Origin of the sequence: Pantoea sp. ICBG 985, from assembly GCF_002928365.1 — a bacterium.
Lineage (GTDB): Bacteria > Pseudomonadota > Gammaproteobacteria > Enterobacterales > Enterobacteriaceae > Pantoea > Pantoea dispersa.
Window position 1 is genome coordinate 25,271 of record NZ_POWM01000004.1, and the last position, 25,899, is coordinate 51,169.

The window sequence follows — 25,899 nt, forward strand, 5'->3', positions numbered from 1 at the left end:
GGATTCAGAAAATCCCCGTAGAAGCGGGCGGAGGCGAGGCAAAAAAAAGCCCTGCGCGATGGCAGGGCCTGATGCTGAAGAGCGGCAGATTACACGGCAACCGGCGCTTTGATCGCCGGATGCGGATCGTAGCCTTCGATCTCAAAATCATCGAACTGGTAATCAAAAATCGACGCGGGCTTACGCTTAATCACCAGTTTCGGCAGCGGTCGCGGTTCACGCGTCAGCTGCAGTCGCGCCTGTTCGAGATGGTTGCTGTACAGGTGCGTATCGCCGCCGGTCCAGACGAAATCACCCACCTCAAGATCGCACTGCTGTGCCACCATATGCACCAGCAGCGCATAGCTGGCGATATTGAACGGCAGGCCGAGGAAGATATCGCACGAACGCTGGTACAGCTGGCACGACAGCTTGCCATTCGCCACGTAGAACTGGAAAAACGCGTGGCACGGCGCCAGCGCCATCTGATCCAGCTCACCGACGTTCCATGCCGAAACGATAATGCGGCGCGAATCGGGATCGCGTTTCAGCTGCTCAATCACCTTGCTGATTTGATCGATCTCTTCGCCGGAAGCCTTGCCCCAGCTGCGCCACTGCTTGCCGTAGACCGGTCCCAGATCGCCGTTTTCATCCGCCCACTCGTCCCAGATGGTGACCTTGTTCTCTTTCAGGTAGCCGATGTTGGTGTCGCCTTTGAGGAACCACAGCAGCTCATGAATGATTGAGCGCAGATGCACCTTCTTGGTGGTGACCAGCGGAAAACCGTCCTGCAAATTGAAACGCATCTGGTGGCCAAAGATGGAGAGCGTGCCGGTACCGGTACGGTCGGCCTTTTCTGCGCCTTCATTCAGCACATGTTGCATCAAATCCAGATACTGTTTCATTTTACCTCACGCGTTTGTTGCTGCGGGCGACGACGATACGCCCAGACCATCATAATCACTCCGGCCAGAATCATCGGGATCGACAGAATCTGGCCCATACTGATACCGCCTTCGAACAGGCCAAGCTGGGCATCCGGCTGGCGGAAAAACTCCACGATAATGCGGAATGCGCCGTAGCCAATCAGGAACAGGCCGGAGACGCTGCCCATCGGGCGCGGCTTGCGAATAAACAGGTTGAGAATGATAAACAGCACGATGCCTTCCAGGCACAGCTCATACAGCTGTGACGGATGGCGCGGCAGCACGCCGTACGTGTTCAGCAGTTCCTGATATTGCGGGTTGTTGGCCGCCAAAGCGAGGTCTTCGCTGCGCGAACCCGGGAACAGCATGGCGAATTTAAAGTCAGGCGCCACGCGGCCCCACAGTTCGCCGTTGATGAAGTTGCCGAGACGGCCAGCACCGAGACCAAACGGGATCAGCGGCGCAATGAAATCAGAGACCTGGAAGAAGGTGCGTTTGGTACGGCGGGCGAAGATTAGCATCACCACGATCACCCCAATCAGACCACCGTGGAATGACATGCCCCCGTCCCACACTTTGAACAGATAGAGTGGGTTGTCGAGGAACAGCGGCAGGTTATAGAACAGCACGTAGCCGATGCGGCCGCCGAGGAACACGCCGAGGAAGCCCGCGTACAACAGGTTTTCAACTTCTTCTTTCTTCCAGCCGCTGCCGGGTTTGTTGGCGCGGCGCACCGCCAGCCACATAGCAAACACAAAGCCTACCAGATACATCAGGCCGTACCAGTGCAGCGAAACCGGTCCGATGGAGAAGATCACCGGATCGAATTGGGGAAATGAAATGTAGCCGTTAGTCATCTTTCACCATGTTTTTTCTGCCCGCAAAAGGGCGTGGCTAAAGGGCCATACAATAAAAGGCTGCGCATCATAGCACAGCCGCTTTTCACAATTTCCGCAGAAATGTAAACAGTTAACGTCCGCCGCGAATCAATCCGCCCAGGCCGCGCCGCTCCATGAAGGCCGACACCAGATGGCGCACTTCCGTTGCGGTGTGCGCCATCACGCCCTGCTGGCTCAGTTTCTGCGCCTCTTCATAATCGAGGTGGCGCAGCAGGTATTTGACGCGCGGAATGTTCTTGCCGTTCATGCTGAGATGGTGATAACCCAGACCCACCAGCAGCGCGACGCACATCGGATCGCCCGCCATTTCACCACACAGGCATAGCTCCAGTTTGGCCTGGCGGGCTTCACTGGCGATGGTTTGCAACGCCCGCAGCATCGCCGGATGCAGCGAATCATAAAGGTTGGCGACGCGGGTATTGTTGCGATCGACCGCCAGCAGATACTGGGTGAGATCGTTGGTGCCGACGGAGATAAAGTCCACGCGTTGCGCCAGATGCGGGATCAGGAACAGCATCGACGGCACTTCAATCATCACGCCAATGCGCGGTTTTGGAATGGCATAACCGAGCATCTCTTCCACCTCGCGACCGGCGCGATCGATCAGGCGCCGCGCCTCTTCGATCTCGTCAATATGACTGATCATCGGCAGCAGAATGCTCAGGTTGCCCGAAGCGACGTTGGCGCGCAGCATGGCGCGCACCTGCACCAGGAAGATCTCCGGCTGGTCGAGCGTCAGACGAATGCCACGCCAGCCGAGACAGGGGTTCTCTTCACTGATCGGCATGTAAGGCAGCTGTTTGTCAGCGCCGACATCCAGCGTACGCAGCGTCACCGGTTTATCGTAAAACAGTTGCAGCATGCCCTGATATTGCGCCACCTGCTCCTCTTCCGACGGGAAGCCGCTTTGCAGCATGAACGGAATTTCGGTGCGATACAGGCCGATGCCGTCAACCCAGTTGTCGAGCGCCTGTTCGTGTTCCGGGCTGAGACCGGCGTTGAGCATCACCTGCACGCGCTCGCCGCTTTTCAGCTCGCCGGGCTGTTCCACCACGTCTTCGGCCATTTTGCTCAGCGCGTTCTCTTCGCTGATCAGCCGCTGATACTCCTGCACCAGCACCGGCTCCGGATCGATCAGCACTTCGCCGCGATAGCCGTCCACGATCAGCAGCCGCTTGTTGAGCTGCGACGGCAGGATATCCGCGCCCATCACGGTCGGAATACCCATGGCGCGCGTGAGGATCGCCGCGTGCGAGTTGGCTGCGCCATCGCGCACCACTACGCCCGCCAGCCGCTCCTGCGGCAGCTCCGCCAGCGTGGTGGCGGTGAGTTCATCGGCCACCAGCACAAAACGTTCCGGCCAGGCGTTGGTGCCCACCAGCGTGTCGTCAAGGTGGAACAGCAGCCGCTGGCCGAGCACGCGCAAATCCCCGGCGCGCTCGCGTAAATAGTGATCCTGCAGGCTGGCAAACTGTGCGGCAAACTTCTCGATCACCGTTTTGACCGCCCACTCGGCTACCGATCCGCGCTCGATCTCGGCAAACAGATCTTTTTTCAGTCGCGCATCGGTGAGCAGGTGCGAGTAGAGATCGAAGATCGCCGCGCTCTCTTTCTGCACGCTGGCCGCGAAACGCTTGCTGAAGCGACGAAACTCGTTGCCCGCCTCGCCCATGGCGACAATCAGGCGCTCGCGTTCACGCTGCGGATCGAGCGTAGAGGCGGCGGACACCTGGTCGAGCAGCGGCTGCGTTTCATCAACCCAGCCAGGTGCAACGGCGACGCCCGGCGCGGCGGCAATCGCTTTGACGCGTGTCTGGCGGAACTGACCGAACAGCTGGCCAAGCTGCGACTGCGACAGCAGCGCGGCCATCTGCGTGGCCAGCGTAACCAGAAATGACTCTTCGCTTTCGTCGAACTGACGATGCTCTCGCTGTTGCACCACCAGCACGCCGAGCAGCTGACGCCGGCTGATGATTGGCACACCCAGAAACGAGCGGTAGCGCTCTTCTTTGACGGAGGGAATGTATTTGAAGCTGGGATGACTTTGCGCATCGGCGAGGTTGATCGGTTCGGCCAGGCGGCCCACCAGCCCGACGATACCTTCGTCGAACGCCAGCGTAACCGTGCGGCCGCGCGGCTTTTTCAGGCCGCGCGTCGCCATCAGGTAGTAGCAACGCCGATCGTGATCGGCGAGGTAAACCGAGCAGACCTCGGTCTCCATCGCCAGGCATATTTCGTTGACCAGAATGTCGAGTGCTTCATTCAGACGCGGTGCACTCGCCACTTTTTCTACAATTTCGCGCAACTGAGTGAGCATAAAGGGCGTGGCCTATCCTCTTTTACGTCGATGGGCGGCGTTGTTATTGCGCTGCCCCGCACTCTCCTGCATAGACATCACCACGCCAGCGAATTCCTTCATGACGCGGCGATACACATCGCGCTTGAAAGAGACAACCTGACGTACCGGATACCAGAAGCTGACCCAGCGCCAGCCATCGAACTCCGGCGTGCTGCTGTGTTGCACATTGATATCCGCGTCACTACACATCAACTGCAGAAGAAACCACTTTTGTTTCTGGCCGATACACACCGGCTTTGTGTCCCAACGCACCAAACGTTTTGGCAACTTGTAACGTAACCAGTTACGGGTTGAAGCAAGTATTCGAACATCTTTGCGGTGTAAACCCACTTCTTCGAACAGTTCGCGATACATCGCCTGTTCAGCGGTTTCACCCGGATTGATGCCTCCCTGAGGAAACTGCCAGGAGTGCTGTCCAAAGCGCCTGGCCCATAACACTTGTCCTTGCCTGTTACAGATTACGATACCAACATTCGGGCGGTAGCCATCATCATCGATCACTGGACTACCTCAAAGCTAAATTTGAATAGCCTGATTGTTTCATACTCCTTACAGGCGGTAAACCACTGGATATCCGCGCCACTGACCGGATAACAATGGGATAACTCACAGATAATAGCCATGTTATAAACAGACAGGGGCATTTAACGGCGATCTTATTCACCTTTTCTGTGGATAGCTTTGTGCAGAACACGGGAATGAGTTGAATAACCGCTTCGGAAAATTCTCATGCACGCCGGGGAGAATAGCACTAAAACCCCCATTTATCATAGCGATAGCCTATTAACCCGTTCAGATACACAGCGTGAAAGCCGGTTATTCTTCCCCACGCGCTTACCGCTGCTCAAAGATCCATCACCGTTGATTTTATCCACAGAGAATGTCCTAAACCTGGGCAGAGAATGGAAAAAAAGCGCGCAGTTCGGCAAAGTCAAGGCTGTAAATGGAAACAGGGGTGGGCAAAACGTGGGGTTATCCCACTTTTCTGTGGATAACTGGGTTTAAGATCCTGTTCATTGTCGATAACAAACCGGGATAACCGCCTCTTACCCTGGTGAGCGCCAGGTCAATCGCGCTAAAAAAGCATGCTGAATCATGCTATTATCACGTTTACATTGTCCGGCACGATGTGGACAACGCGCACTGACCTTTACTGACCACATTTTGACCAATGCGAGTTTTATCATGAATTGCCCTGCCGCCTTGCCTGCTGCGCCCCGTAACGAAGCCGAACTGCTCCAGCGTGCCCAACAGCTGGCTGGTCAGAGCTTTGCCGCGCTGGCCGCGCAGCTTGGCCTGCCGATGCCCGCCGATTTACGCCGTGATAAAGGCTGGGTTGGCATGCTGCTGGAGCTGCTGCTTGGCGCCAGCGCCGGCAGTAAAGCCGAGCAGGATTTTGCGCATCTGGGTATTGAACTCAAAACCATTCCGGTCGACGCGCAGGGTAAGCCGCTGGAAACCACCTTTGTCTGCGTGGCACCGCTCACCGGCAACAGCGGCGTTACCTGGCAAACCAGCCACGTGCGCCACAAGCTGGCGCGGGTGCTGTGGATCCCGGTGGAGGGCGATCGCGCCATTCCACTGGCCGAGCGCCGCGTGGGTTCGCCGCTGCTGTGGCAGCCGAATGCGCAGGAAGAGCAGCAGTTACGTGAGGACTGGGAAGAGCTGATGGACATGATCGTGCTCGGCCAGGTGGAGCGCATCACCGCCCGCCACGGTGCGTGGCTGCAAATCCGGCCGAAAGCGGCAAACAGCAAAGCGCTGACCGAAGCCATCGGCGAACACGGCGAGCCGATCATGACGCTGCCGCGCGGTTTTTACCTCAAGAAGAGCTTTACCGGACCGCTGCTGGCAAGGCATTTTCTGCTGTAATTCCCGGTACAACCTCGCCCTTGCAGGATCACTTTAGGCAGCGCCGCCTGCGCTGTGTATAATTCCCGTTTACTTTTCGTTTAGGAATGAAGGATTCATGTTTGACTGGATTGCTGATCCCAACGCCTGGCTGGCGCTGGGAACATTAACCATTCTGGAAGTGGTGCTGGGTATCGATAACATTATTTTCCTGTCTCTGGTGGTCGCGAAACTGCCGCAGCACCAGCAAAACCGGGCGCGCCGGCTGGGTCTGATGGGGGCGATGTTGATGCGCCTCGGGCTGCTGGCCTCCATCGCCTGGGTGGTGAGACTGACGCAGCCGTTGTTTTCCATCATGGACCACGCCTTCTCCGCGCGCGATCTGATTCTGCTGTTCGGCGGCCTGTTCCTGCTGTGGAAGTCGAGCATGGAGATCCATGAAACCATCGAAGGCGGCGAAGAGGAGCACAAAACCAATGTGCACTCTTTCTTCGGCGCCATCGTGCAGATCATGCTGCTCGACATCATCTTCAGCCTGGATTCGGTGATCACTGCCGTCGGTCTGTCCGATCACCTGTTCATTATGATGGCGGCGGTGGTTATCGCAGTGCTGATGATGATGGTGGCCGCGCGCGCGATTGGCGAGTTTGTTGAGCGGCATCCGTCGGTCAAAATGCTGGCGCTGGCGTTTCTGATTCTGGTCGGCTTTACCCTGATCCTCGAGAGTTTTGGTATGCATGTACCAAAAGGTTACATTTATTTTGCGATGTTCTTCTCCATGGCGGTAGAGTGTCTGAACCTGATGCGCAGCAGGAAAAACAAAGCGTAACCTGTCAAGGGCGAGCGCATCTCGCCCTGTTATTTTAGGAATGATGCGATTACTCCAGCTGGCAAAAGCATTTATTACTACACTTTTGCTGTTGAAGTGGCTTGAGGGAGCTGAGAATGAAAGGGTTGGTAAGTGCAGTGGGCCTGCTGCTGGCGGCGCTGGCATTAAGCGGTTGCAGCAGTGATTACGTTATGGCCACCAAAGATGGCCGCATGATTATGACCGAAGGTAAGCCGTCGATTGATAAAGAAACCGGTCTGGTGCAGTACACCGACGAACAGGGCCATGTTATGCAAATTAATGGTGACGAGGTTTCCACCATCATTGAGCGTTAAGTGCCAAATTGCCTCGCCTGTACGCGTTTTCCCCCTGTGCAGGCGATTTCCCGAACTTTCCCCCCTTCCTTCTGCGCCACTTCACAGGCTATAGTCCCAGAGAACACAACATTCCGTTTCATAATGAAAAAAGGAAGCCGGCAATGCATTATCACCGTATCCCCCATAGCACGCTGGAAGTCAGTCAGCTGGGGTTAGGCACGATGACGTTTGGTGAGCAGAATAGCGAAGCCGACGCCCACCAGCAGCTTGATTACGCCGTTAGCCAGGGTATTAACCTGATTGATACCGCCGAGATGTATCCGGTGCCACCGCGTCCGGAAACCCAGGGCCTGACCGAAAAATACATTGGCAGCTGGCTGCAAAAGCGCGGCAGCCGCGACAAAATCATTCTGGCGAGTAAAGTCGCCGGCCCGGTGCGCGGCAGCGATGCGCTGATTCGCCCCAACCAGGCGCTGGATCGCAAGAACATCCGCGAAGCGCTGGACGCCAGCCTGAAACGCCTCAATACCGATTACCTCGACCTCTACCAGCTGCACTGGCCGCAGCGCCAGACCAACTACTTTGGCAAGCTCGGTTATCAGTACAGTGATAACACCGCCACCGTTACGCTGCTGGAGACGCTGGAAGCGCTGACCGAACAGGTGCGCGCGGGCAAGATCCGTTACATTGGCGTCTCGAACGAAACGGCCTGGGGCGTGATGCGCTACCTGCAACTAGCGGAGAAGCATGAGCTGCCGCGTATCGTCACCATTCAGAATCCGTACAGCCTGCTAAACCGCAGTTTCGAAGTGGGTCTGGCAGAGATTAGCCAGCATGAGGGCGTGGAACTGCTGGCTTATTCCAGCCTGGCCTTTGGTACGCTGAGCGGCAAATACCTCAACGGGGCGAAACCGGCCGGCGCACGCAATACGCTGTTCAGCCGCTTTACCCGCTACAGCGGCGAGCAGTCACAGCAGGCGATTGCTGCTTACGTGGCGCTGGCGAAACAGCACAACCTTGATCCGTCACAGATGGCGCTGGCCTATGTGCGGCAGCAGCCGTTTGTGGCCAGCACCCTGCTCGGTGCCACCACCATGGAACAGCTGAAGGTTAACGTGGAGAGTTTCAACCTGACGCTGAGCGGCGAGGTGTTAGAGGCGCTGGAGGCGATTCACCGTCAGTACACGTATCCGGCACCGTAATCTCCCTGGTGCGCGTTAACGCGCACCCTACAGGGTTTATGGCCCTGGCGTACGTGCTGCGGTTTTGGTGCGCGTTAACGCGCACCCTACAGGGTTTGTGTTACCCTCGCATACCTGCTGTGGTTTTGGTGCGCGTTAACGCGCACCCTACAGGGTTTGTGTTACCCTCGCGTACCTGCTGCGGTTTTGGTGCGCGTTAACGCGCCCCCTACAGGGTTTGTTATCCTTGCGTACCTGCTGTGGTTTTGGCGTACGCGCCGGGCCAGGGTAGGATCGCCATTCATGGCGACCTGGTCCCTTTCTGCGCCGCTCAGCGACGCGTTCTCCACCACAGCACGGCAATCGCCATGGCGAACAGCGCGCCGAAGCCCACGCCCGTCACGACCGCCGGCGTCCCCAGCTTAATCGCCACAGTATACAGCCCCAGCATCAGCAGCATCGCGCTGTTCTCACCCAGGTTTTGCACCGCAATCGCGTTGCCTGAACCCACGGTATCTTTGCCGCGCTCCTGCAACAGCGCGTTGAGCGGCACCACAAAGAAGCCGCCAAGCGCACCAATCAGCATCAGTAGCAGATACGCATTCAGCAGGCTATGCTGCAGCGAGAACAGCACCACCATCACGCCAATCAGCACGCCGGCCGGCATGCAGCGCCGCACCGTTTGCAGCGTGACCAGTTTTGCCGCCGCGGCCGCGCCGATAACGATACCGATCGCCACCATGGCATTTAGCGTGGTCGGCGTTTTATTGTCCGTGATGCCGAGCGCCACCGGCACCCACAGCACCAGCAGGAAGCGCAGCGTGACGCCGGCGCCCCAGAACAGGCTGGTGCCGAGCAGCGAAAAGCGGGTTTCACCGTTACGCCACAGCAGCTGTGCCGAGGCGATAAAGCTGCGCAGCATCGCGCCAGCGTGCCAGCTCTGGCTGGGGCGCGCTGCCTGCAGACGCGGAATGAACAGGTTCGCCACCACCGCCAGTGTGTAAGTGAGTGCACACACCACCAGTGCTGCCAGCAGATGCCAGTCGGCGAGCACGCCGCCTGCCACCGAGCCGAGCAGAATCGCCGCGATAGTCGACGACTCCATCAGCCCGTTGGCTTTCACCAGCCGCGCGCCGCTGGTGATCTCCGTCAGGATGCCGTATTTCGCCGGCGAATATGCCGCCGCGCCAACGCCCACCAGCGTGTAGCCGAGAAACGGATTAAAGCCGAAGCAGATCACCAGCGCACCGAGCAGCTTAAGGCTGTTGGCAAACATCATCACCCGTCCTTTGGCAAAGCTGTCGGCCATCTGTCCGACAAACGGCGCGAGCAGAATGTAAGTGGCCACAAACAACATCTGCAGGATCGGCTGGCTCCAGTCCGGATAGAACTGACTTTTCAGCAGCGCCAGCGTGGCGAACAGCAGCGCATTGTCGCCAAAGGCAGAGAAAAACTGTGCCACGATCACCGCCAGCATACTGCGCGACAGCAACGGGGCGTCCGGATTCACCGACTGACTCATGCCCGCTCCTCTTCTGCCAGCTGTTTCAGGCTGACGTAGTCAGGTTTACCGCTGCCCAGCATCGGCAGCTGTTTCATGTAGCGAATATCGCGCGGCACGGCCAGTTCTGGCGCACCCATCTCACGCGCGGCCTGCTGCAGCCGCTCGCGGCTGAGTTCACTGTCAGTGGTAAACAGCACCAGCGCTTCGCCACGCTGGCCATCGGGCCGCAGCGACGCCGCGTGCTGTTTCTCCGCCGAGGCTTTCAGGGCAATCTGCTCCACGCTCTCCAGCGACACCATCTCTCCGGCGATTTTGGCGAAGCGTTTAGCGCGCCCCTGAATCTGACAGAAACCGCCCTCGTCAAAGCTGACAATATCCCCGGTATCGTACCAGCCGGCTTCCTGTTCGCCTTCGCCGTTATCCGCCACCGGTGGCTCCAGCACGCCGGGGTTTTCCACCCGCAGGTAGCCATTCATGACGTTCGGACCGAGCAGCTGCAGCCGTCCGCCCTGCTCAATGCCGGGTACCGCAATCAGACGTGAATCCATGCCCGGCAGAATACGCCCGACGGTATGCGATTTGGCGGCCATCGGCACGTTGATTGCCACCACCGGTGCACACTCGGTCACGCCGTAACCTTCGAGGATGCGGATGCCGTACTTCTCCATGTAGATCTGGCGCGTGCCTTCCTGCAGCTTCTCAGCACCGGCGACGACGTAGCGCAGCCGGGCGAAATCGTACGGGCTGGCAAAGCGCGCATAGTTGCCGAGGAAGGTGGAGGTGCCAAACAGCACGGTGCAGTTACGGTCGTATACCAGTTCCGGCACAATGCGATAGTGCAGCGGGCTGGGATAGAGAAATACCTGCGCGCCGGTCAGCAGCGGCGTGAACAGCCCGACGGTGAGGCCGAAGGCGTGGAACAGCGGCAGCGCCGACATAAAGCGATCGCGCGGGGTGAAATCCGCCACGGTGCGAATCTGCTCCACGTTCGCCAGCAGGCTTTTGTGCGAGTGCACCACGCCTTTGGGATTGCCTTCCGAGCCGGAGGTAAACAGCACCATTGCCGCGTCTTCTGGCTGCTGCGCAACCTGCGCCCGGCGTGGCAGCAGCAGGTGCGCGAGGATCCACAGTTTGTCCTGCAGCGTGACGGTATCTTTCAGATCCTCCAGATAGATCCACTGCACCTCCGTCAACCCCTGCGGCAGGTGCCACAGGTTGCCCTTCTCGAGGAACTGGCGCGAGGTAAACACGGTTTTTACCTGCGAGGCGGTCAGCGCCGCGCGCATGCCGTTGATGCCGGCGGTATAGTTGAGCATGGCCGGCACGCGCCCGCGCAGTGAAGCACCGAGAATCGCTGCCGCGGTCACCGTGGCGTTCGGCAGCAGCAGGCCAACGAATTCGCCCTGCTGGCTGTAGCGCTCCAGAATGCGTCCGACACCGAGCGCTTTTTTCAGCAGTCCGGTGTAGCTGTCCGGCTTAAAGTTGATGTCTTCGATGCAGGCTTTACTCAGCCCGTAACGGGTGCGCGCATTGAGAAAAGCGTCGAACAGCGTTTCGCGCGGGCGCACCGCCATGCGCGCTTCCATCATCACATGGTGTAAATGCTCACCGGCCAGCACGCGGCGGTCGCGCGCGCGTTTCGCTTCCGGCATGGGAATTACCGTGGCCGGCAGCACCGTCAGGGTAATGCGCGGGAACAGGCGGCGTTTAAACACCCCGGCCAGGCGGCCAAACGGCGTGTACTCTGCGCCTTCAATGCGCATCGGCACCACGGTGGCGGCGGATTTCGCAGCGACGAAGCCAGCGCCGCTGTAGATTTTCATCAATGAGCCGGTGACGGTAATGCGCCCTTCCGGAAAGATCACCACCGGACGCCCTTCGTTGATCATGCGCACCAGATGTTTGATCGACATCGGTTTGGTGGGGTCGAGCGGCACGAAGTCGATGACCGGCCTGAGCAGGCGCATATACCACTGTTCGCTGATCGAAGAGTAGACGGCGAACACCGGTTTGATGGGCAGAAACAGCGCCAGCAGCACGCCATCGAGAAACGACATATGGTTTGGCGTAATCAGTACTTTTTCTTTGTGCAGGGCAGTCAGATCGCCACGCAGCTCAACGCGCCATAACAGGCGACAGAGGAAACGCAGAACGGTAAATAGCATGCCAGCTCCTTAGCAGCGGTAAAAAATGGTTCTTACCTTGCAGGATCCGGGGATGTTCGACAAGTAGCGCAGTGATTTATCGTGATGAATTCAGGGTGATTCGCCCTGCCAGCCGCCGCCCAGCGCGGCGATCAGCGCCACGCTGCTCACCCACTGGCTGCTCTGCAACGACAGCAGGCTCTGCTGCTCGCTCAGGCTGCTGTTTTCCGTGGTAGCGACATCAAGGTAATCAATCATGCCGGCGTCATACTGGTTGCGCGTTACGCGTGCTGACGCCTGTGCTGCCACGGCGGCGCGCTGCTGCGCGGCGATTTCCCCCTGCAGGGTATTCAGTTCCACCAGGTTATCTTCCACTTCTCCCAGCGCGCTCAGCACCGTCTGGCGATAGGTGGCCACGCTGGCATCATAGGCGGCACGCGCCTGCGCCACTTTCGCCGAGGTCGCGCCAAAATCGAGCAGCGTACCGCTGAGCTCCGGCCCCAGCGACCAGGCGCGATTCGGCAGCGACAATAAACTGTGGATCGCCGAGGCGGTCACGCCACCGCTGGCGCTGAGCGTCAGGTCGGGATAATAACCGGCAATCGCCACCCCGACCGCCGCGTTGGCGGCCGCCACGTTACGTTCGGCATAGGCGATGTCCGGACGGCGCTGCAGCAGCGCCGAAGGCAGGCTCTGCGGAATGGACGGCAGCGTGGCATCCAGCTTCGCCACCGGCAACGTAAAGTCGGCTGGCGCACGCCCCAGCAGCAGCGCCACCGCGTGCTCCAGTTGCGCGCGCTGCCACTGATAATCCTGCGCCGAAGCGCGGGCGCTCTCCAGCTGCATCTGCGCCTGCGCCATGGTGGCGCGGGATTCGCTACCGGCGCGGTACTTGTTGTTAATCACGCTGAGATAGCGCTGATAAGCTTCAATGCTGCGCTGATAGAGCGCGATCTTTTCGTCGATGATGCGCAGCTGAAAATAGTCCTGCGCCAGCTCTGACTGGGCGCTCAGCGTGACATTGGCCAGTTCAGCCTGGCTGGCCTGCGCGCTGGCCTTATCCTCTTCCTGGGTGCGGCGCAGTTTGCCCCACAGATCCAGCTCCCAGCTGGCACTCAGCGTGGCGCTGTGGCTGTTGCTGACGCTGCGCTGACCGCTGGTGCTGGCACGGCTGCCGCTGCGCGTGCTGCTGGCATCGTAGTCAAGTGAGGGAAACAGCGCCGCGCGCGACTGCGCGCTCAGCGCCTGGGCTTCGCGATACTGCGCCGCATAACTGGCGACGTTCTGGTTGGAGATGCTCACCTGGCGCAGCAGGCTGGACAAGGTGGCATCGTGATACACCGTCCACCACTCCCCTTTGCGACTGGCGTCCTGCGGCGTGGCCTGCGTCCAGCCTTTGGCCTCTTTATAATGCGTCGGCAGCGCCATCGCCGGACGCTGATAATCGGGGCCAACGCTACAGCCAGCAACCAGTAGCGCCGCCGTCAGCGCGCCAATGTTCATCATTTTCATCAATCAGGATTCCACATGACGCACGCGCCGCCACTGACGCTGGGTGGCGCGGCTGAGACGATCCAGCCAGAGATAAACCACTGGCGTGGTAAACAGGGTCAGCAGCTGGCTCAGGGCCAGACCGCCGGCAATCGCAATCCCCAGCGGACTGCGTAAATCAGCGTCGCCACCGCTGCCCAGCGCCAGCGGCAGAGCGCCGAAGAAGGCGGCCAGCGTGGTCATCATGATCGGCCGAAAGCGCATCAGGCACGCCTGCGTAATCGCCTGCTGCGGCGACAGCCCCTGGCTGCGCTCGGCGTGCAGGGCAAAATCGATCATCATGATGGCGTTTTTCTTGACGATACCGATCAGCAAAATGATGCCGATCAGCGCAATCACCGTCAGCTGCGTATTGGTCAGCAGCAACAGCAGCAGCGCCCCGACGCCTGCCGACGGCAGCGTGGAGAGAATGGTCAGCGGGTGAATGTAACTCTCATACAGCACGCCCAGGACGATATACACCGCCGCCAGCGCCGCGATGATCAGCCACGGCATAGTGGCGGTGAGCTGAGAGAACGCCGCGGCGGTGCCGGCAAAGCCCGCCTGAATGCTGGAGGGCAACCCCAGCTGTGCCATCGCTTGCTTAATCAGCGTCTGCGCCTGCTCCAGCGACACGCCGTCGTTGAGGTTGAAGGCGATGGTGCTGGTCGCTGACTGGCCCTGATGCGCAACCGACAGCGGCGCGTTGCCGCCGCTGAAGCGGGCAAAGGCCGCCAGCGGCACGCGATCGCCGCTGTCGTTAATCACATACAGTTGTTGCAGCATGGCCGGATCGCGCGTGTCGCTGTCCTGCAGGGCCATCACCACATGGTACTGATTGAGCGTGTGATAGAGCGTGGCAATCTGTCGCTGGCTAAAGGCATTGTTCAGCAGCGTGTCCAGCATCTGCACATTAACGCCCAGCCGCGTGGCGCGGTCGCGATCGATGCTGATCACCACCTCCTGTCCGCCGGTTTGCGCATCGGAATCCACGCTGTTGAGTTGCGGTATCGCGGCCAGCGCCGCCTGGACTTTCGGCGTCCAGCGGCGCAGCAGGTCGAGATCGTCAGCCTGCAGGCTGTACTGATAAGTGGCGTTGGCGCTGCGCCCGCCGATGTGCAGATCCTGCGCAGCCATCAGGAACAGCTGCGCCCCGGCAATATGGCGGGTTTTCTGGCTCAGCCGGTTAGCCACTTCGGTGGCACTGGCGCTGCGCTGGTCAAAATCTTTCAGCCGGACAAAAAAGTTGGCGCTATTGCGCGAGCCAAACATGCCGCTGCCCATTGACGACATCACGCTGTCTACCGCCGGATCGGCCTCAATGATTTTGGTGAACGCCAGCATCTTTGGCTTCATCGCCTGGAAGGAGATGTTCTGGTCAGCGCGCAGGGCGCCCATCAGCAGGCCGGTGTCCTGATTGGGGAAAAAGCCCTTTTGCACCACGCTAAACAGAAACAGATTGAGCAGCACGGTGAGCAGCAAACTCAGCAGGGTGATCTTCTGGTGCGCCATCACCCACGCCAGGCCACGCGCGTAGGCGGTCAGCAGCGCGTTGAGCGCATTTTCGATCAGCTGATAGAGCGGATGCGGCCGCCGGGTGACCTGCGGCTTCGGCCGCAGCAGCCGGGCGCACAGCATCGGGGTCAGGCTGAGCGAGACAAACATGGAGATCAGCAGCGAGACCGTCAGCGTCACCGCAAATTCGCGGAACAGGCGGCCAACAATGCTGCCCATCAGCAGAATCGGGATAAACACCGCCACCAGCGACACCGTCATCGACAGCACCGTAAAGCTCACCTCATGGGCACCGCGCAGGGCGGCACGCAGCGGACTCAGACCGGCTTCGATGTGCCGGGTGATATTTTCCAGCACCACGATGGCGTCATCAACAACAAAGCCCGTGGCGATGATCAGCGCCATCAGCGACAGGTTATCGAGACTGTAGCCGAGCAGATACATCACCGCGCAGGTGCCGATTAACGACACCGGCAGCGCCAGCGCCGGAATCACCACCGCCTGCAAATTACGCAGGAAGACAAATACCACGGCAATCACCAGCAGCATCGCCACCAGCAGCGTCTCTTCGGTGTCATACAGGGAGGCGCGCACCGTTGGCGAACGGTCTACCACCACTTTGAGCTGGGTATCGGCAGGCAGATCTTTCTCCAGCTGTGGCAGCTGCGCTTTGATGGCATCGATGGTGTCGAGCATGTTAGCGCCGGCCTGACGCTTGATGGCGATCATCACCGACGGCTGTGAATTGAGAAAACCGGCCTGATACTGATCCTCCACCGAGTCATACACCGTGGCGACATCATGCAGTCGCACCGCCTTACCCGCGTGGTAGCTGACTATCAGGTCGCGGTACTGTGCCGCTTTGTCCAGCTGGCCGTTGCCGTCCACCATCCAGGACTGGCTGCTGCCCTGCAGCATGCCTTTCGGCAGATTGGTGGTGCTGCTGGCGACGGCGCTGCGCACCGTATCCAGCGCAATGCCATAGTGCGTCAGCTGTTGCGGCTGCAGATCGATGCGGACCGCCGGCAGCGCGCTGCCCATCAGCGACACCTCGCCTACGCCCCTGACCTGGCCCATCGCCTGCTCGATTTTGCTTTCGGCGAGGTCATACAGTTCACCCGGCGTGCGCGTGGCTGAGGTAAGCGCCAGCATCACAATCGGCGCGTCCGAGGGATTCGCTTTGCGATAGGTCGGCAGCGACTCCATGGCACTCGGTAACAGGCTGCGTGCCGCATTGATCGCCGCCTGCACGTCGCGCGCCGCACCATTGATATCGCGGTCAAGTTCAAACTGCAGTATCACGCTGGTCGAGCCCTGCGAGCTGGTCGACGTCATCTCCGTCACACCGGCAATCTGGCCGAGCGAACGCTCCAGCGGCGTCGCCACCGTGGCCGCCATGGTTTCCGGGCTGGCGCCGGCCAGGCTGGCGCTGACCATGATGGTAGGAAAATCCACCTGCGGCAGCGGCGCGACGGGCAGCAACCGGTAGCCCAGCGCCCCGAGCAGCAGGATCGCCAGCGTCAGCAGCAGCGTGGCAACCGGGCGAAAGATAAACAGCCGGGTGATGTTCATGGCTCGCCCCGCGCCTGCTGCTGCCGGCGCTGCACGTAGCGCTTACCGCGCTGCGCCAGCCCATCAAACCACAGATAGATCACCGGGGTGGAGAACAGCGTCAGCACCTGGCTCACCAGCAGGCCACCGACAATCACCAGCCCGAGCGGCTGACGCAGTTCAGCACCGGAGCCGGAGGCCAGCATCAGCGGCAGCGCCCCGAGCAGCGCCGCCATGGTGGTCATCAGAATCGGCCGGAAGCGCAGCAGACAGGCCTGATGGATCGCTTCGCGCGGCGTCATATGCTGCTTATGCTGCGCCTCCAGCGCGAAGTCGATCATCATAATGGCGTTCTTTTTAACGATGCCAATCAGCAGAATGACGCCAATCAGCGCGATCAGGCTGAATTCGCTGCCCGCCAGCATCAGCGTCAGCAGCGCCCCGACCGCCGCCGACGGCAGCGTGGAAAGAATGGTCACCGGATGAATAAAGCTTTCATACAGAATGCCCAGCACCACGTACATGGTGATCAGCGCCGCCAGAATCAGCCATAGCGTGTTGCCGGTGGCACTCTGAAACGCCGCGGTTTCACCCTGATAGCGCAGCGTTATGCTGGCGGGCAGTTTAAGCTGCTGCGTGACCTGCGCAATCGCCCGCTGCCCCTCCTCCAGCGAATAACCGGGGTTAAGATTGAACGACACCATCACCGCCGGGAACTGATTCAGGCGCATGTGCATCAGCGCCCCGGTCCGCGCATGCACGCTGGCGATGGCGGTGAGTTTCACCATGCCGGTGGTGGTGGTCTCACTGTCGCTGTCGCTGCTGGTTGATGCGCTGCTGCTCACCGGCAGATAAACGTCATCAAATGACGCCGGCGACTGCTGATACTGCGGCGCCACTTCCAGCACCACGCGATACTGGTTCGCCTGGGTAAAAATGGTGGAAACCAGCCGCTGACCAAAGCTGTTGTACAGCGCGGTATCGACGTCAGCTGCCGTGATGCCGTAGCGCGCCGCTTTATCGCGATTCAGCTCCACATAGGCCACGCGCCCCTGATCCTGCAGGTTGCTGACCACGCCATTAAACTCCGGGCGCTGCTGCAGCGCAGCTATCAGCTGCGGCGTCCAGCGCACCAGGTTTTCGCTGTCGGCATCATCAAGGGTGAACTGGTACTGGCTCGGCGTCACCTGATCGTTGACCGTCAGGTCCTGTGCTGGCTGCAGATAAAGCTGAATGCCGGCGACCCGGCGCGCCGCCTGCTGTAGCTGCGCAATCACCTCATCGGCTTTGACGTCGCGCTGGTCAAACGCTTTCAGGTTGATCTGCAGGCGCCCGCTATTGAGGCTGGTGTTATTGCCGTCGATACCAATGGTTGAGGACACACTCTCGACCGCCGGATTTTGCAGGATCACCGTTGCCAGCGCCTGCTGACGCTGCGCCATCGCCGTGAAGGAGACATCCTGCGACGCCACGGTCACCCCCTGAATCAGCCCGGTATCCTGCGTGGGAAAGAACCCTTTCGGGATGGCCAGATACAGCAGCGCGGTGAGTGCAAAGGTTGCCAGCGCCACCAGCAGCGTCAGCTTCTGATGGTTGAGCACTACGCTGAGCAGGCGGTCATAGCCGCGGACCAGTTTGTCAAACAGCTCGCCGCCTTTGCGCGCAAAGCGTGACTGTTGCGACTCCGGAATATGCCTTAACAGCCAGGCACACAGCATAGGCGTCAGCGTCAGCGACACCACCATCGACACCAGAATCGAGACGGCCAGGGTGATGGCGAATTCGCGGAACAGCCGTCCGACCACATCGCCCATAAACAGCAGCGGAATCAGGACCGCAATCAGGGAAAACGTCAGGGAAATAATGGTGAAGCCAATCTGCTGCGAGCCTTTCAGCGCGGCCTGCATCGGCGTTTCCCCCTGCTCCAGCCGGCGCGAAATGTTCTCCACCACCACAATCGCGTCATCAATGACAAACCCGGTGGCGATGGTCAGCGCCATCAGCGACAGGTTGTTGAGGCTGAAATCGGCGAGATACATCACGCCAAAGGTGCCAATCAGCGACAGCGGTACTGCCACGCTGGGAATCAGCGTCGCCGCCACGTTGCGCAGAAACAGGAAGGTCACCATCACCACCAGTGCGATCGACAGCATCAGTTCAAACTGTACGTCGCTGATTGAGGCGCGGATGGTCTGCGTGCGATCGGCAAGCACGCGCATTTTCACACCATCCGGCAGCGCCGCCTGCAGTACGGGCAGCTGCTTTTTAATGCTATCCACCACCTGAATGACGTTGGCGCCAGGCTGGCGCTGCACGCTGATGACAATCGCCGGACGGTTATTGGCCCACGCCGACTGAAAGCGATTCTCCGGCCCCTGTTCGATATGGGCGATATCTTTCAGCCGCAGCGCCGCACCGTTCTGCCAGGTGAGAATCAGATTGCCGTATTCGGCCGCGGTGCGCAGCTGGTCGTTGGCGTCGATGGTCACCGAGTGATATTTGCCGTCGAAGCCGCCTTTCGAACCGTTGACGTTGCTGTTGGCGATCAGCGTATTGACGTCTTCCAGCGACAGCTTGTGCGCCGCCAGCGCTTTTGGATCCATCTGCACGCGAATCGCCGGCTGATTGCCGCCCGCCAGGGTCACCATCCCCACGCCATTGATTTGCGACAGCTTCAGCGCCACGCGCGTGTTCACCAGATCCTGCACCTCAGTCAGCGGCAGCGTGTCGGAACTGGCGGCCAGCGTGATCACCGCACTGTCGGCCGGATTGACCTTTTTATACGTCGGCGGATTGGGCAGATCGTCCGGTAGCAGATTATTCGCCGCGTTGATTGCCGCCTGGACTTCCTGTTCGGCGACGTCAAGCGACAGATCGAGGCTGAACTTCAGGGTGATAATCGATGATCCGCCCGAGCTGGCAGACGTCATCTGGCTAAGACCGGCCATCTGACCGAGCTGACGCTCCAGCGGCGAGGTCACGGACGAGGCCATCACGTCCGGGCTGGCGCCAGGATAAAGGGTGGTAACCTGGATGGTCGGATAATCCACCTGCGGCAGCGCCGAGGTGGAGAGAAAGCGATAAGCGAACAGGCCGGCGATCAGCACGCCGATCATCAGCAGAATCGTCGCCACCGGGCGCAGGATAAACAGACGAGACGGATTCATGGCTGGGTACTTTTGCTGTCGTCAGCCAGCTGGACTTTGCTGCCGTTAGTCAGACGATCGATCCCCTCGGTCACCAGACGATCGCCTGGCGCCACGCCCTGCAGGATCGCCTGACGATCTTCCCCCAGTGCCGGTCCGGTGGTGACCGCTTTGCGCGTCACGCTATTGTCTTTGTTGATAATAAACACAAAGCTCCCGTCGCTGCTCAGCTGCAGCGCCTGCGCCGGAATCACCGTCGCGTTTTTCAGCGTGCCGGTTTGCAGACGCAGATTAACGAACTGGTTGGCAAACAGCGCTTCGTCTTCGTTAGGAAAGCTGGCTTTCAGTTCGATGGTGCCGGTGCTGGTATCGATCTGATTGCTGATGTATTTCACCTCACCCTGCGCCAGTATGGTGCTGTTGTCCTGATCGAAGGCCGTCGCGGGCAGGCTCTGGCCGTTGCGCAGTGCGCGCGTCAGCTGCGCGATGTAGCTCTGCGGCACGCTGAACGTCACCGCGGCAGGCTGCATTTGCGTCACCACCACAATGCCGGTGGTGTCGCTGGTCTGCACCATATTGCCGGGATCGACCAGCCGCAGGCCCACGCGGCCGCTGATCGGCGAGGTGATGCGGGCATACTCAATATCCAGTTTTGCGCTGGCGATTTGCGCCTGATCCGCCGCCACCGCGCCCTGATACTGGCCGACGGTAGCAATCTGGCTATCCAGATCCTGGCGCGACAGCGAGTCCTGCGCTGCCAGCTTTTTGTAGCGTGCCAGCGTCAGTTGCGCACTGTGCAGCAGCGCCTGGTTCTGGCTGAGATCGCCCTGATACTGCGCCAGCGTCGCCTGATAACTGCGCGGATCGATCTGCGCCAGCAGCTGACCGGCGCTGACTTTCTGCCCTTCAGTAAAGAACACCTGCTGCAACTGCCCGGCCACGCGGCTGGTGACGGTGACGCTGGCGTTGGGGATCACCGTGCCGAGCGCATTCAGGTACACCGGCACGTCGGCCGTCGCGGCAACGCCGCTGTGCACCAGCGTTGCCGGGCCGCTCATTGGCGCCGCGCCGCGATGACCGCCTGGCGGCAGGTCGCCGGGTGCTGCGCCCCGCTTGCCGCCTGCCACACGCCAGATCACGCCTGCCGCGATCAGCAGCACCAGCAACACAAGCAGCCATTTCAGCCAGCGGGAGAAACCAGAACGGGAAGCATGGATAGTCATCAGCGTCTTCAGATCAGCAAAAGTGTGGGTAAAAACCCCGGTAAGCAGGGGATTATTTCAGCGAAAATCATCACGACGCGCATTATCGGCGGATCGCCAGAACGTTTTCTATACGCAAACCGTAAGCGTTTCGTTAAGAGATGCAGGATTTAAACCGCGCCCGGCAGCGGCCGGTGATGGCGCGCGCAGGCGCTATAAACGGGAGAGGAGGACAACTTACAGGCAAAAAAAACCCACGCATCCGCGTGGGTCGGTGCAACCGAACAGGGTGAATACCACAAGGGTATCGCTGCCGCAGCAGCCGATCTTCACACCAATCAATACCTCTGGGACCTTTATCGTCGCGCAATGGCGGCACGGATAACAGCCGCAAATCGCAACGGAGTTCGGCGAAATGCAACGAGGTGTGAAAAGCTCGACTGCGCGTTTACATCCTGATTTCGTTAAGATTTATCTGATGCCGGTTTACTGTAAATCGCGTCGGGTGCCACGTTCATGTGTTTCAGCACCGGCCCCATGATGTTGCCGAATACCGGCGCGGCCACCGAGCCGCCAAAGTGATCGCCGGCAGTAGGATGGTTAATCATCACCACCAGCGCCACTTCCGGATGGCTGGCCGGCGCGATGCCGGCGGTGTAGTTGACATAGCCGCCGTCATATTTGCCGCTGCTGCCCATCTTCTCCGCGGTACCGGTTTTGGTCGCTAGCCGGTAGCCCGGAACCGCCGCTTTCACCCCGGTACCGCCCGGCAGCACGTCACTCTCCAGCATGTGCACCACGGTTTGCACGATCTGTGGATCCGCCACCTGCCTGCCCAGCACCGGTGGCGTCACTTTGGTGATCGACAGCGGGCGATAGACGCCATACGAACCGAGCGTGGCGTATTCACGCGCAATCTGCAGCGGCGTTACGCGCAGACCGTAACCGAACGAAAAGGTGGCGCGCTCAATGTCCGCCCAGCGCTGGCGATGCAGCGGGAAGTAGCCCACGCTCTCACCGGTCAGCCCCAGCCCGGTCGGCTTGCCGAGTCCAAAAGCCTGGTAGGTGTTCACCAGCGCTTCCGCCGGCATCGCCAGCGCGATGTGCGACACGCCGATGTCGCTGGATTTCTGCAAAATGCCGGTCATGGTCAGCCGCGGCCAGTGGCCGACATCACGGATCAGGTGGCCGTTGACGCTGTAGGGCGTGGTGTCGATCACCGAATCGGGGCGCACCAGATGACGCTGCAGCCCTTCCATCACCACCAGCGGCTTCACCGTCGAACCGGGCTCGTAGCTGTCGTTGATGGCGGTATTGCGCATTTGCGCCGGCGTGGCGTTGTCATAATTGTTGGGGTTGAACGACGGATAAGACGCCATAGCGAGGATTTCGCCGGTGTCGATCTTCACCAGCACCGCCGCGCCCGAATCGGCCTTGTTGAGCAGCACGCCGTCGCGCAGCTTGCTGTACAGCGTAAACTGGTCAAACTTATCGATGCTGAGCTGCACCGTCGGCGGCTGCTTCGGCGGCTCGTAATCGATCATCGCAATAATGTTGCCGTCCCCGTCCTGGCGATACACCTCTTTACCCGGCTCGCCCTGCAGTACCCGGTCAAAGCCCTTCTCCAGCCCGTTAAGCCCGTTGTTGTCCGCCCCGACGATGCCAATCAGCGGCGCCGCGGCTTCACTCATCGGATAAAAACGGCTGTCGTCATACACCGAACTGATGCCTTTCAGATGCAGCTCAGCAATATCTTTGGCAATGCCCAGCTCGATTTTGCGCCCGAGATAGAGGAAGCGCTTTTTCGGATTGGCGGTGATCTGTGTGCGCAGCTCGTCCGGTCGCAGATTCAGCGCCGCCGCCAGATAGCTCCATTTGGCGCTGGTGAAATCGGGATTGGCCTCCAGCACGCGCAGCGGATCGGCGATGATATCGCGTGATGGCACGCTGAGCGCCAGCGCCTGGCCGTCGCGGTCGAGCAGCGTGCCGCGGTTGGTCGGCAGCGTCACGGTACGCAGCGAGCGCTGGTCGGCCTCGTGCTCCAGCATCGGATGATTGATCAGCTGCAGATCCCCGACGCGCGCCAGCAGCAGGCCCATGCAGCCTAATACGCCCAGACAAATCAGACGAAAACGAAACGGGTTAAACGGGGCTTTAATCTGGTCTTTTCCCAGAAATTTTTTAATCGGGGGCATGGCGATCCGCTGCGATAAAAGATGAATCCAAAGGGGTTAGCTGCAGTTATAAAGAAAGGTAAAGCGAGTTGACAGGAAAACAATGTATCAGTTCGTTTATGCCCGATTGAGGTCACCGCAACGGGACGCATCACACCGGCAGATCGCAGGCAAAAAAAACCTGCGCATCTGCGCAGGTCGGTGTAATCAAGAAAACTGTTGATGTTCACCCATCAATACCTCTGGGACCCTGACTGTAGCAAGTTGCTCAGCGCAGAAACTATCACTCAAACGCAACAGTTACCGGCAAAATGTAACCAGCGGTGAGATTGTTAGCCGATTGTGCAACTGGCGTGTTTTTTGATTTCCACCAGGCAGCTCATGGCGTTTGGTCCCTGAGTTAACGACGAGGTCCCGATGTCGAGCGTCAGCACGTTAGGGTTGCCGGCGCGGTCCCACGGCTGCCACGCTTTGCCAAAACCGGGATCGAACCAGGCACCGGTGGCGATGATCACCACGCCGGGCGTCAGGCCGTCCGTCAGGCGGACACCAGCCAGCATACGGCCACGCGCGTTGCTCACTTCAATCTCATCGCCGTCGCTGATACCGCGCGCGGCGGCGTCGTCAACGTGCATATACAGCGTTTCGTGACCGGCAGTTTTGCCGGCCTGCACCGTGGCGGTGGCATCCAGCTGGCTGTGCAGGCGATCCGCAGGCTGCACCGAAATCATGTGCAGCGGGAACTGCGCGCTGAGCGCTGCGCCAAGCCACTCCTGCGGCGCGCGCCACTCCGGATGCCCGGCGAAATCCGCCAGCTGGTAATCGGCGATGGTCTGGCAAAACAGCTCAATTTTGCCGCTGGCGGTGTGAATCGGATGCGCCTGCGGATCGGCGCGGAAATCATCCATAAACACGTACGGCTTGCCGCCCTGCGGAATCTCAACAAAACCGCGCTGCCAGAATGCCTCGAACTCCGGGAACGCGATGTCCAGCTGCGCATGCGCCTGCGCGCACTGCTGGTAAAGATGCTCAATCCACTGCATCTCGTTGCGTCCTTCGGTAAAGCGATCACGGTAGCCAAGGCGATCGGCCAGATCGGCAAAAATATCAAAGTCGTTACGCGCCTGATGCTGCGGTTTAATCGCCTGGTGCATCGCCAGCACGAAGCGGTCACGCGACGAGCCGCCAATGTCGTTGCGCTCCAGCGTGGTGGTGGCCGGCAGCACGATGTCCGCCATCTGCGCCGCGGGCGTCCAGACGATATCCTGCACGATGACCGTATCCGGGCGCTGCCAGCCCTCGACCAGCCGGTTGAGCTGCTGGTGATGGTGGAACGGATTGCCGCCTGCCCAGTGCACCAGGTGAATGTCGGGATAGTGCAGCGTCTCGCCCTGAAACGCATACGGCTGGCCGGGATTGAGCAGCATGTCGCTGATACGCGCCACCGGGATCGACAGGTTCGCCGGATTCGGGCCGGTGCTCATCAGCGGCGCCGGGCCTTCCTGGCGCGGATTGCCGACGCTGTTCATCGAGCCATGGCCAAAAGAGAAGCCGCCGCCCGGCAGTCCCGGCTGGCCCAGCATCGACGAGAGCGCAATCATCATCCAGTACGGCTGCTCGCCGCGATGGGCGCGCTGCACCGCATAAGCACAGGTGATGAAGCTGCGTTTGCCCGCCAGCTGCTGCGCCAGCAGCGCGATACGCGCCGCCGGGATGCCGGTTATCGCACTGGCCCACGCGGGCGTTTTTGCCACGCCGTCGCTTTCGCCCAGCAGATAGGCACGCAGTTGCGGCCAGCCGGTGCAGTGGCTGGCGAGGAAAGCCTCATCGATAGCGTTGCGGCGGGTAATTTCATAGCCGAGCGCCAGCATCAGCGCCACGTCGGTGTTCGGGCGAATCGGAATCCACTCGGCGTTAACGAATGCCGGGCAGTCATCGCGCATCGGGCTGATGTTAATGATCGGCGTGCCTTTGGCGCTCAGCTGCTGCAGCGCCGGTTTCAGGCTGTGCTCGCCGGCGCCGCCGGAGGCCACCTGCGCATTTTTCAGCGCCAGGCCGCCAAAGGCGACGAAAATTTCTGCATGCTCCACCACCTGCGGCCAGTCGGTGACGCGGCCGGTGAGCGGCATATAAGTGCCAATCACGTACGGCAGAAAGAACTGTGCCGCGCCCCAGCTGTAGTTACCCTGCTGATCAACGCCACCGCCGCCCTGGAAATAGAAGCGACGAATCAGGGTGCGCGCGTGGTTAACGCGACCGGCTGATGACCAGCCGTACGAACCGTTGAAAATGCCGGAAGCGCCGTAGCGGTCGCGCACCCGGCGGTTCTCTTCCGCCACCAGATCGAGCGCGGTGTCCCAGTCCACGGCGACAAAATCTTCCCGGCCGCGCAGCGTGCGATCGCTGTTTTCACGCGACTTCAGCCACGAACGGCGCACCATCGGCTGACGGATGCGTTTATCCGAGTACACCAGTTCAGGGAGAGTGTGGATCATCGGGGAAGGATCGGCATCGGCGAAGAAAGGTTCGCAGGCAATCAGGCGCTGATTTTCGGTGACGGCGGTAAACGCGCCCCAGTGCGCAAGGTGCGGCACACGAGTTTTCATGGTTATGGGTCCGGCAGGCAGGTGTGATTCAGGCTGGCAGCATAGCACGGTGCCGTTACCGGGCTAAAGCCTCGCCGTGAGCGTCTGATTTTCCGCACTTTTGCGACAGCGCTGACATTCTGGCGGGTTGCGGCTGCCGGGCTTTTCCGTAACACTGAGAGCATGTGTAAACGTTTTCCCGGATGT

The 25,899-nt window shown here is 60.1% G+C and carries 16 protein-coding genes; 4 read left to right on the forward strand and 12 right to left on the reverse strand.

Annotation, left to right across the window (positions count from 1 at the left end):
- Positions 1-89: 89 nt before the first annotated feature.
- The 4 genes from thyA to rppH form a co-directional block, all read right to left on the reverse strand.
- On the reverse strand, positions 90-884 hold the full coding sequence (gene thyA / locus C1Y42_RS12830) for a thymidylate synthase (RefSeq protein ID WP_021506704.1): 795 nt from the start codon (positions 882-884) through the stop codon (positions 90-92).
- A complete protein-coding gene (gene lgt / locus C1Y42_RS12835; RefSeq protein ID WP_021506703.1) occupies positions 881-1,762 on the reverse strand; it encodes a prolipoprotein diacylglyceryl transferase in 882 nt (293 codons plus the stop codon). The genes thyA and lgt overlap by 4 nt, the downstream gene beginning before the upstream one ends.
- Before the next feature lie 112 nt (positions 1,763-1,874).
- The gene (gene ptsP, locus C1Y42_RS12840) at positions 1,875-4,121 is read right to left on the reverse strand and encodes a phosphoenolpyruvate--protein phosphotransferase (protein ID WP_058757064.1); all 2,247 of its coding nucleotides are present in this window, start codon (positions 4,119-4,121) and stop codon (positions 1,875-1,877) included.
- A 12-nt stretch (positions 4,122-4,133) separates the two neighbouring features.
- Positions 4,134-4,664, reverse strand: a complete 531-nt coding sequence (gene rppH / locus C1Y42_RS12845) for an RNA pyrophosphohydrolase (protein WP_031279497.1) — start codon at positions 4,662-4,664, stop codon at positions 4,134-4,136.
- 684 nt (positions 4,665-5,348) lie between these two features.
- Here rppH and mutH point away from each other — a divergent pair.
- From mutH to C1Y42_RS12870, 4 genes are all read left to right on the forward strand, one after another.
- A complete protein-coding gene (mutH, locus tag C1Y42_RS12855; protein ID WP_104093661.1) occupies positions 5,349-6,035 on the forward strand; it encodes a DNA mismatch repair endonuclease MutH in 687 nt (228 codons plus the stop codon).
- Between the two features lie 97 nt (positions 6,036-6,132).
- Positions 6,133-6,843 (forward strand): TerC family protein, encoded by a 711-nt coding sequence (locus C1Y42_RS12860; RefSeq protein WP_021506699.1) that lies wholly within the window; start codon positions 6,133-6,135, stop codon positions 6,841-6,843.
- Positions 6,844-6,959: 116 nt separating this feature from the next.
- Complete coding sequence (locus C1Y42_RS12865) at positions 6,960-7,178, forward strand: YgdI/YgdR family lipoprotein (RefSeq protein ID WP_021506698.1); 219 nt, start codon at positions 6,960-6,962, stop codon at positions 7,176-7,178.
- Positions 7,179-7,321: 143 nt separating this feature from the next.
- Positions 7,322-8,362 (forward strand): NADP(H)-dependent aldo-keto reductase, encoded by a 1,041-nt coding sequence (locus tag C1Y42_RS12870; RefSeq protein ID WP_021506697.1) that lies wholly within the window; start codon positions 7,322-7,324, stop codon positions 8,360-8,362.
- Positions 8,363-8,672: 310 nt separating this feature from the next.
- Here the strand turns inward: C1Y42_RS12870 and lplT are convergent, their stop codons facing one another.
- The 8 genes from lplT to C1Y42_RS12910 form a co-directional block, all read right to left on the reverse strand.
- Positions 8,673-9,863: a lysophospholipid transporter LplT gene (lplT, locus tag C1Y42_RS12875; protein ID WP_104093662.1), complete on the reverse strand. Its 1,191-nt coding sequence runs from the start codon at positions 9,861-9,863 to the stop codon at positions 8,673-8,675.
- The gene (gene aas, locus C1Y42_RS12880) at positions 9,860-12,010 is read right to left on the reverse strand and encodes a bifunctional acyl-ACP--phospholipid O-acyltransferase/long-chain-fatty-acid--ACP ligase (protein ID WP_104093663.1); all 2,151 of its coding nucleotides are present in this window, start codon (positions 12,008-12,010) and stop codon (positions 9,860-9,862) included. Before aas ends, lplT begins: the two co-directional genes overlap by 4 nt.
- 90 nt (positions 12,011-12,100) lie before the next feature.
- Positions 12,101-13,492 carry an efflux transporter outer membrane subunit gene (locus tag C1Y42_RS12885; RefSeq protein WP_370445702.1) on the reverse strand — a complete coding sequence of 464 codons (1,392 nt, stop codon included), beginning with the start codon at positions 13,490-13,492 and terminating at the stop codon, positions 12,101-12,103.
- 12 nt (positions 13,493-13,504) lie between these two features.
- The gene (locus tag C1Y42_RS12890) at positions 13,505-16,606 is read right to left on the reverse strand and encodes an efflux RND transporter permease subunit (RefSeq protein ID WP_104093665.1); all 3,102 of its coding nucleotides are present in this window, start codon (positions 16,604-16,606) and stop codon (positions 13,505-13,507) included.
- On the reverse strand, positions 16,603-19,752 hold the full coding sequence (locus C1Y42_RS12895) for a multidrug efflux RND transporter permease subunit (RefSeq protein WP_104093666.1): 3,150 nt from the start codon (positions 19,750-19,752) through the stop codon (positions 16,603-16,605). Before C1Y42_RS12895 ends, C1Y42_RS12890 begins: the two co-directional genes overlap by 4 nt.
- Positions 19,749-20,954: an MdtA/MuxA family multidrug efflux RND transporter periplasmic adaptor subunit gene (locus tag C1Y42_RS12900; protein WP_104093667.1), complete on the reverse strand. Its 1,206-nt coding sequence runs from the start codon at positions 20,952-20,954 to the stop codon at positions 19,749-19,751. The genes C1Y42_RS12895 and C1Y42_RS12900 overlap by 4 nt, the downstream gene beginning before the upstream one ends.
- A 443-nt stretch (positions 20,955-21,397) precedes the next feature.
- The gene (locus tag C1Y42_RS12905) at positions 21,398-23,128 is read right to left on the reverse strand and encodes a penicillin-binding transpeptidase domain-containing protein (RefSeq protein WP_058757072.1); all 1,731 of its coding nucleotides are present in this window, start codon (positions 23,126-23,128) and stop codon (positions 21,398-21,400) included.
- Between the two features lie 311 nt (positions 23,129-23,439).
- Complete coding sequence (locus tag C1Y42_RS12910) at positions 23,440-25,713, reverse strand: molybdopterin-dependent oxidoreductase (RefSeq protein ID WP_058775881.1); 2,274 nt, start codon at positions 25,711-25,713, stop codon at positions 23,440-23,442.
- Positions 25,714-25,899: the final 186 nt, after the last annotated feature.

Excerpts from the sequence above, each read along its gene's own strand:
- C1Y42_RS12865 (WP_021506698.1), top strand. The coding sequence starts at position 6,960 with ATGAAAGGGTTGGTAAGTGCAGTGGGCCTGCTGCTGGCGGCGCTGGCA.
- ptsP (WP_058757064.1), bottom strand. The coding sequence starts at position 4,121 with ATGCTCACTCAGTTGCGCGAAATTGTAGAAAAAGTGGCGAGTGCACCG.
- C1Y42_RS12860 (WP_021506699.1), top strand. The coding sequence starts at position 6,133 with ATGTTTGACTGGATTGCTGATCCCAACGCCTGGCTGGCGCTGGGAACA.
- C1Y42_RS12900 (WP_104093667.1), bottom strand. The coding sequence starts at position 20,954 with ATGACTATCCATGCTTCCCGTTCTGGTTTCTCCCGCTGGCTGAAATGG.
- C1Y42_RS12885 (WP_370445702.1), bottom strand. The coding sequence starts at position 13,492 with ATGAACATTGGCGCGCTGACGGCGGCGCTACTGGTTGCTGGCTGTAGC.
- C1Y42_RS12890 (WP_104093665.1), bottom strand. The coding sequence starts at position 16,606 with ATGAACATCACCCGGCTGTTTATCTTTCGCCCGGTTGCCACGCTGCTG.
- thyA (WP_021506704.1), bottom strand. The coding sequence starts at position 884 with ATGAAACAGTATCTGGATTTGATGCAACATGTGCTGAATGAAGGCGCA.
- C1Y42_RS12905 (WP_058757072.1), bottom strand. The coding sequence starts at position 23,128 with ATGCCCCCGATTAAAAAATTTCTGGGAAAAGACCAGATTAAAGCCCCG.
- mutH (WP_104093661.1), top strand. The coding sequence starts at position 5,349 with ATGAATTGCCCTGCCGCCTTGCCTGCTGCGCCCCGTAACGAAGCCGAA.
- C1Y42_RS12910 (WP_058775881.1), bottom strand. The coding sequence starts at position 25,713 with ATGAAAACTCGTGTGCCGCACCTTGCGCACTGGGGCGCGTTTACCGCC.
- aas (WP_104093663.1), bottom strand. The coding sequence starts at position 12,010 with ATGCTATTTACCGTTCTGCGTTTCCTCTGTCGCCTGTTATGGCGCGTT.
- C1Y42_RS12895 (WP_104093666.1), bottom strand. The coding sequence starts at position 19,752 with ATGAATCCGTCTCGTCTGTTTATCCTGCGCCCGGTGGCGACGATTCTG.
- lplT (WP_104093662.1), bottom strand. The coding sequence starts at position 9,863 with ATGAGTCAGTCGGTGAATCCGGACGCCCCGTTGCTGTCGCGCAGTATG.
- C1Y42_RS12870 (WP_021506697.1), top strand. The coding sequence starts at position 7,322 with ATGCATTATCACCGTATCCCCCATAGCACGCTGGAAGTCAGTCAGCTG.
- lgt (WP_021506703.1), bottom strand. The coding sequence starts at position 1,762 with ATGACTAACGGCTACATTTCATTTCCCCAATTCGATCCGGTGATCTTC.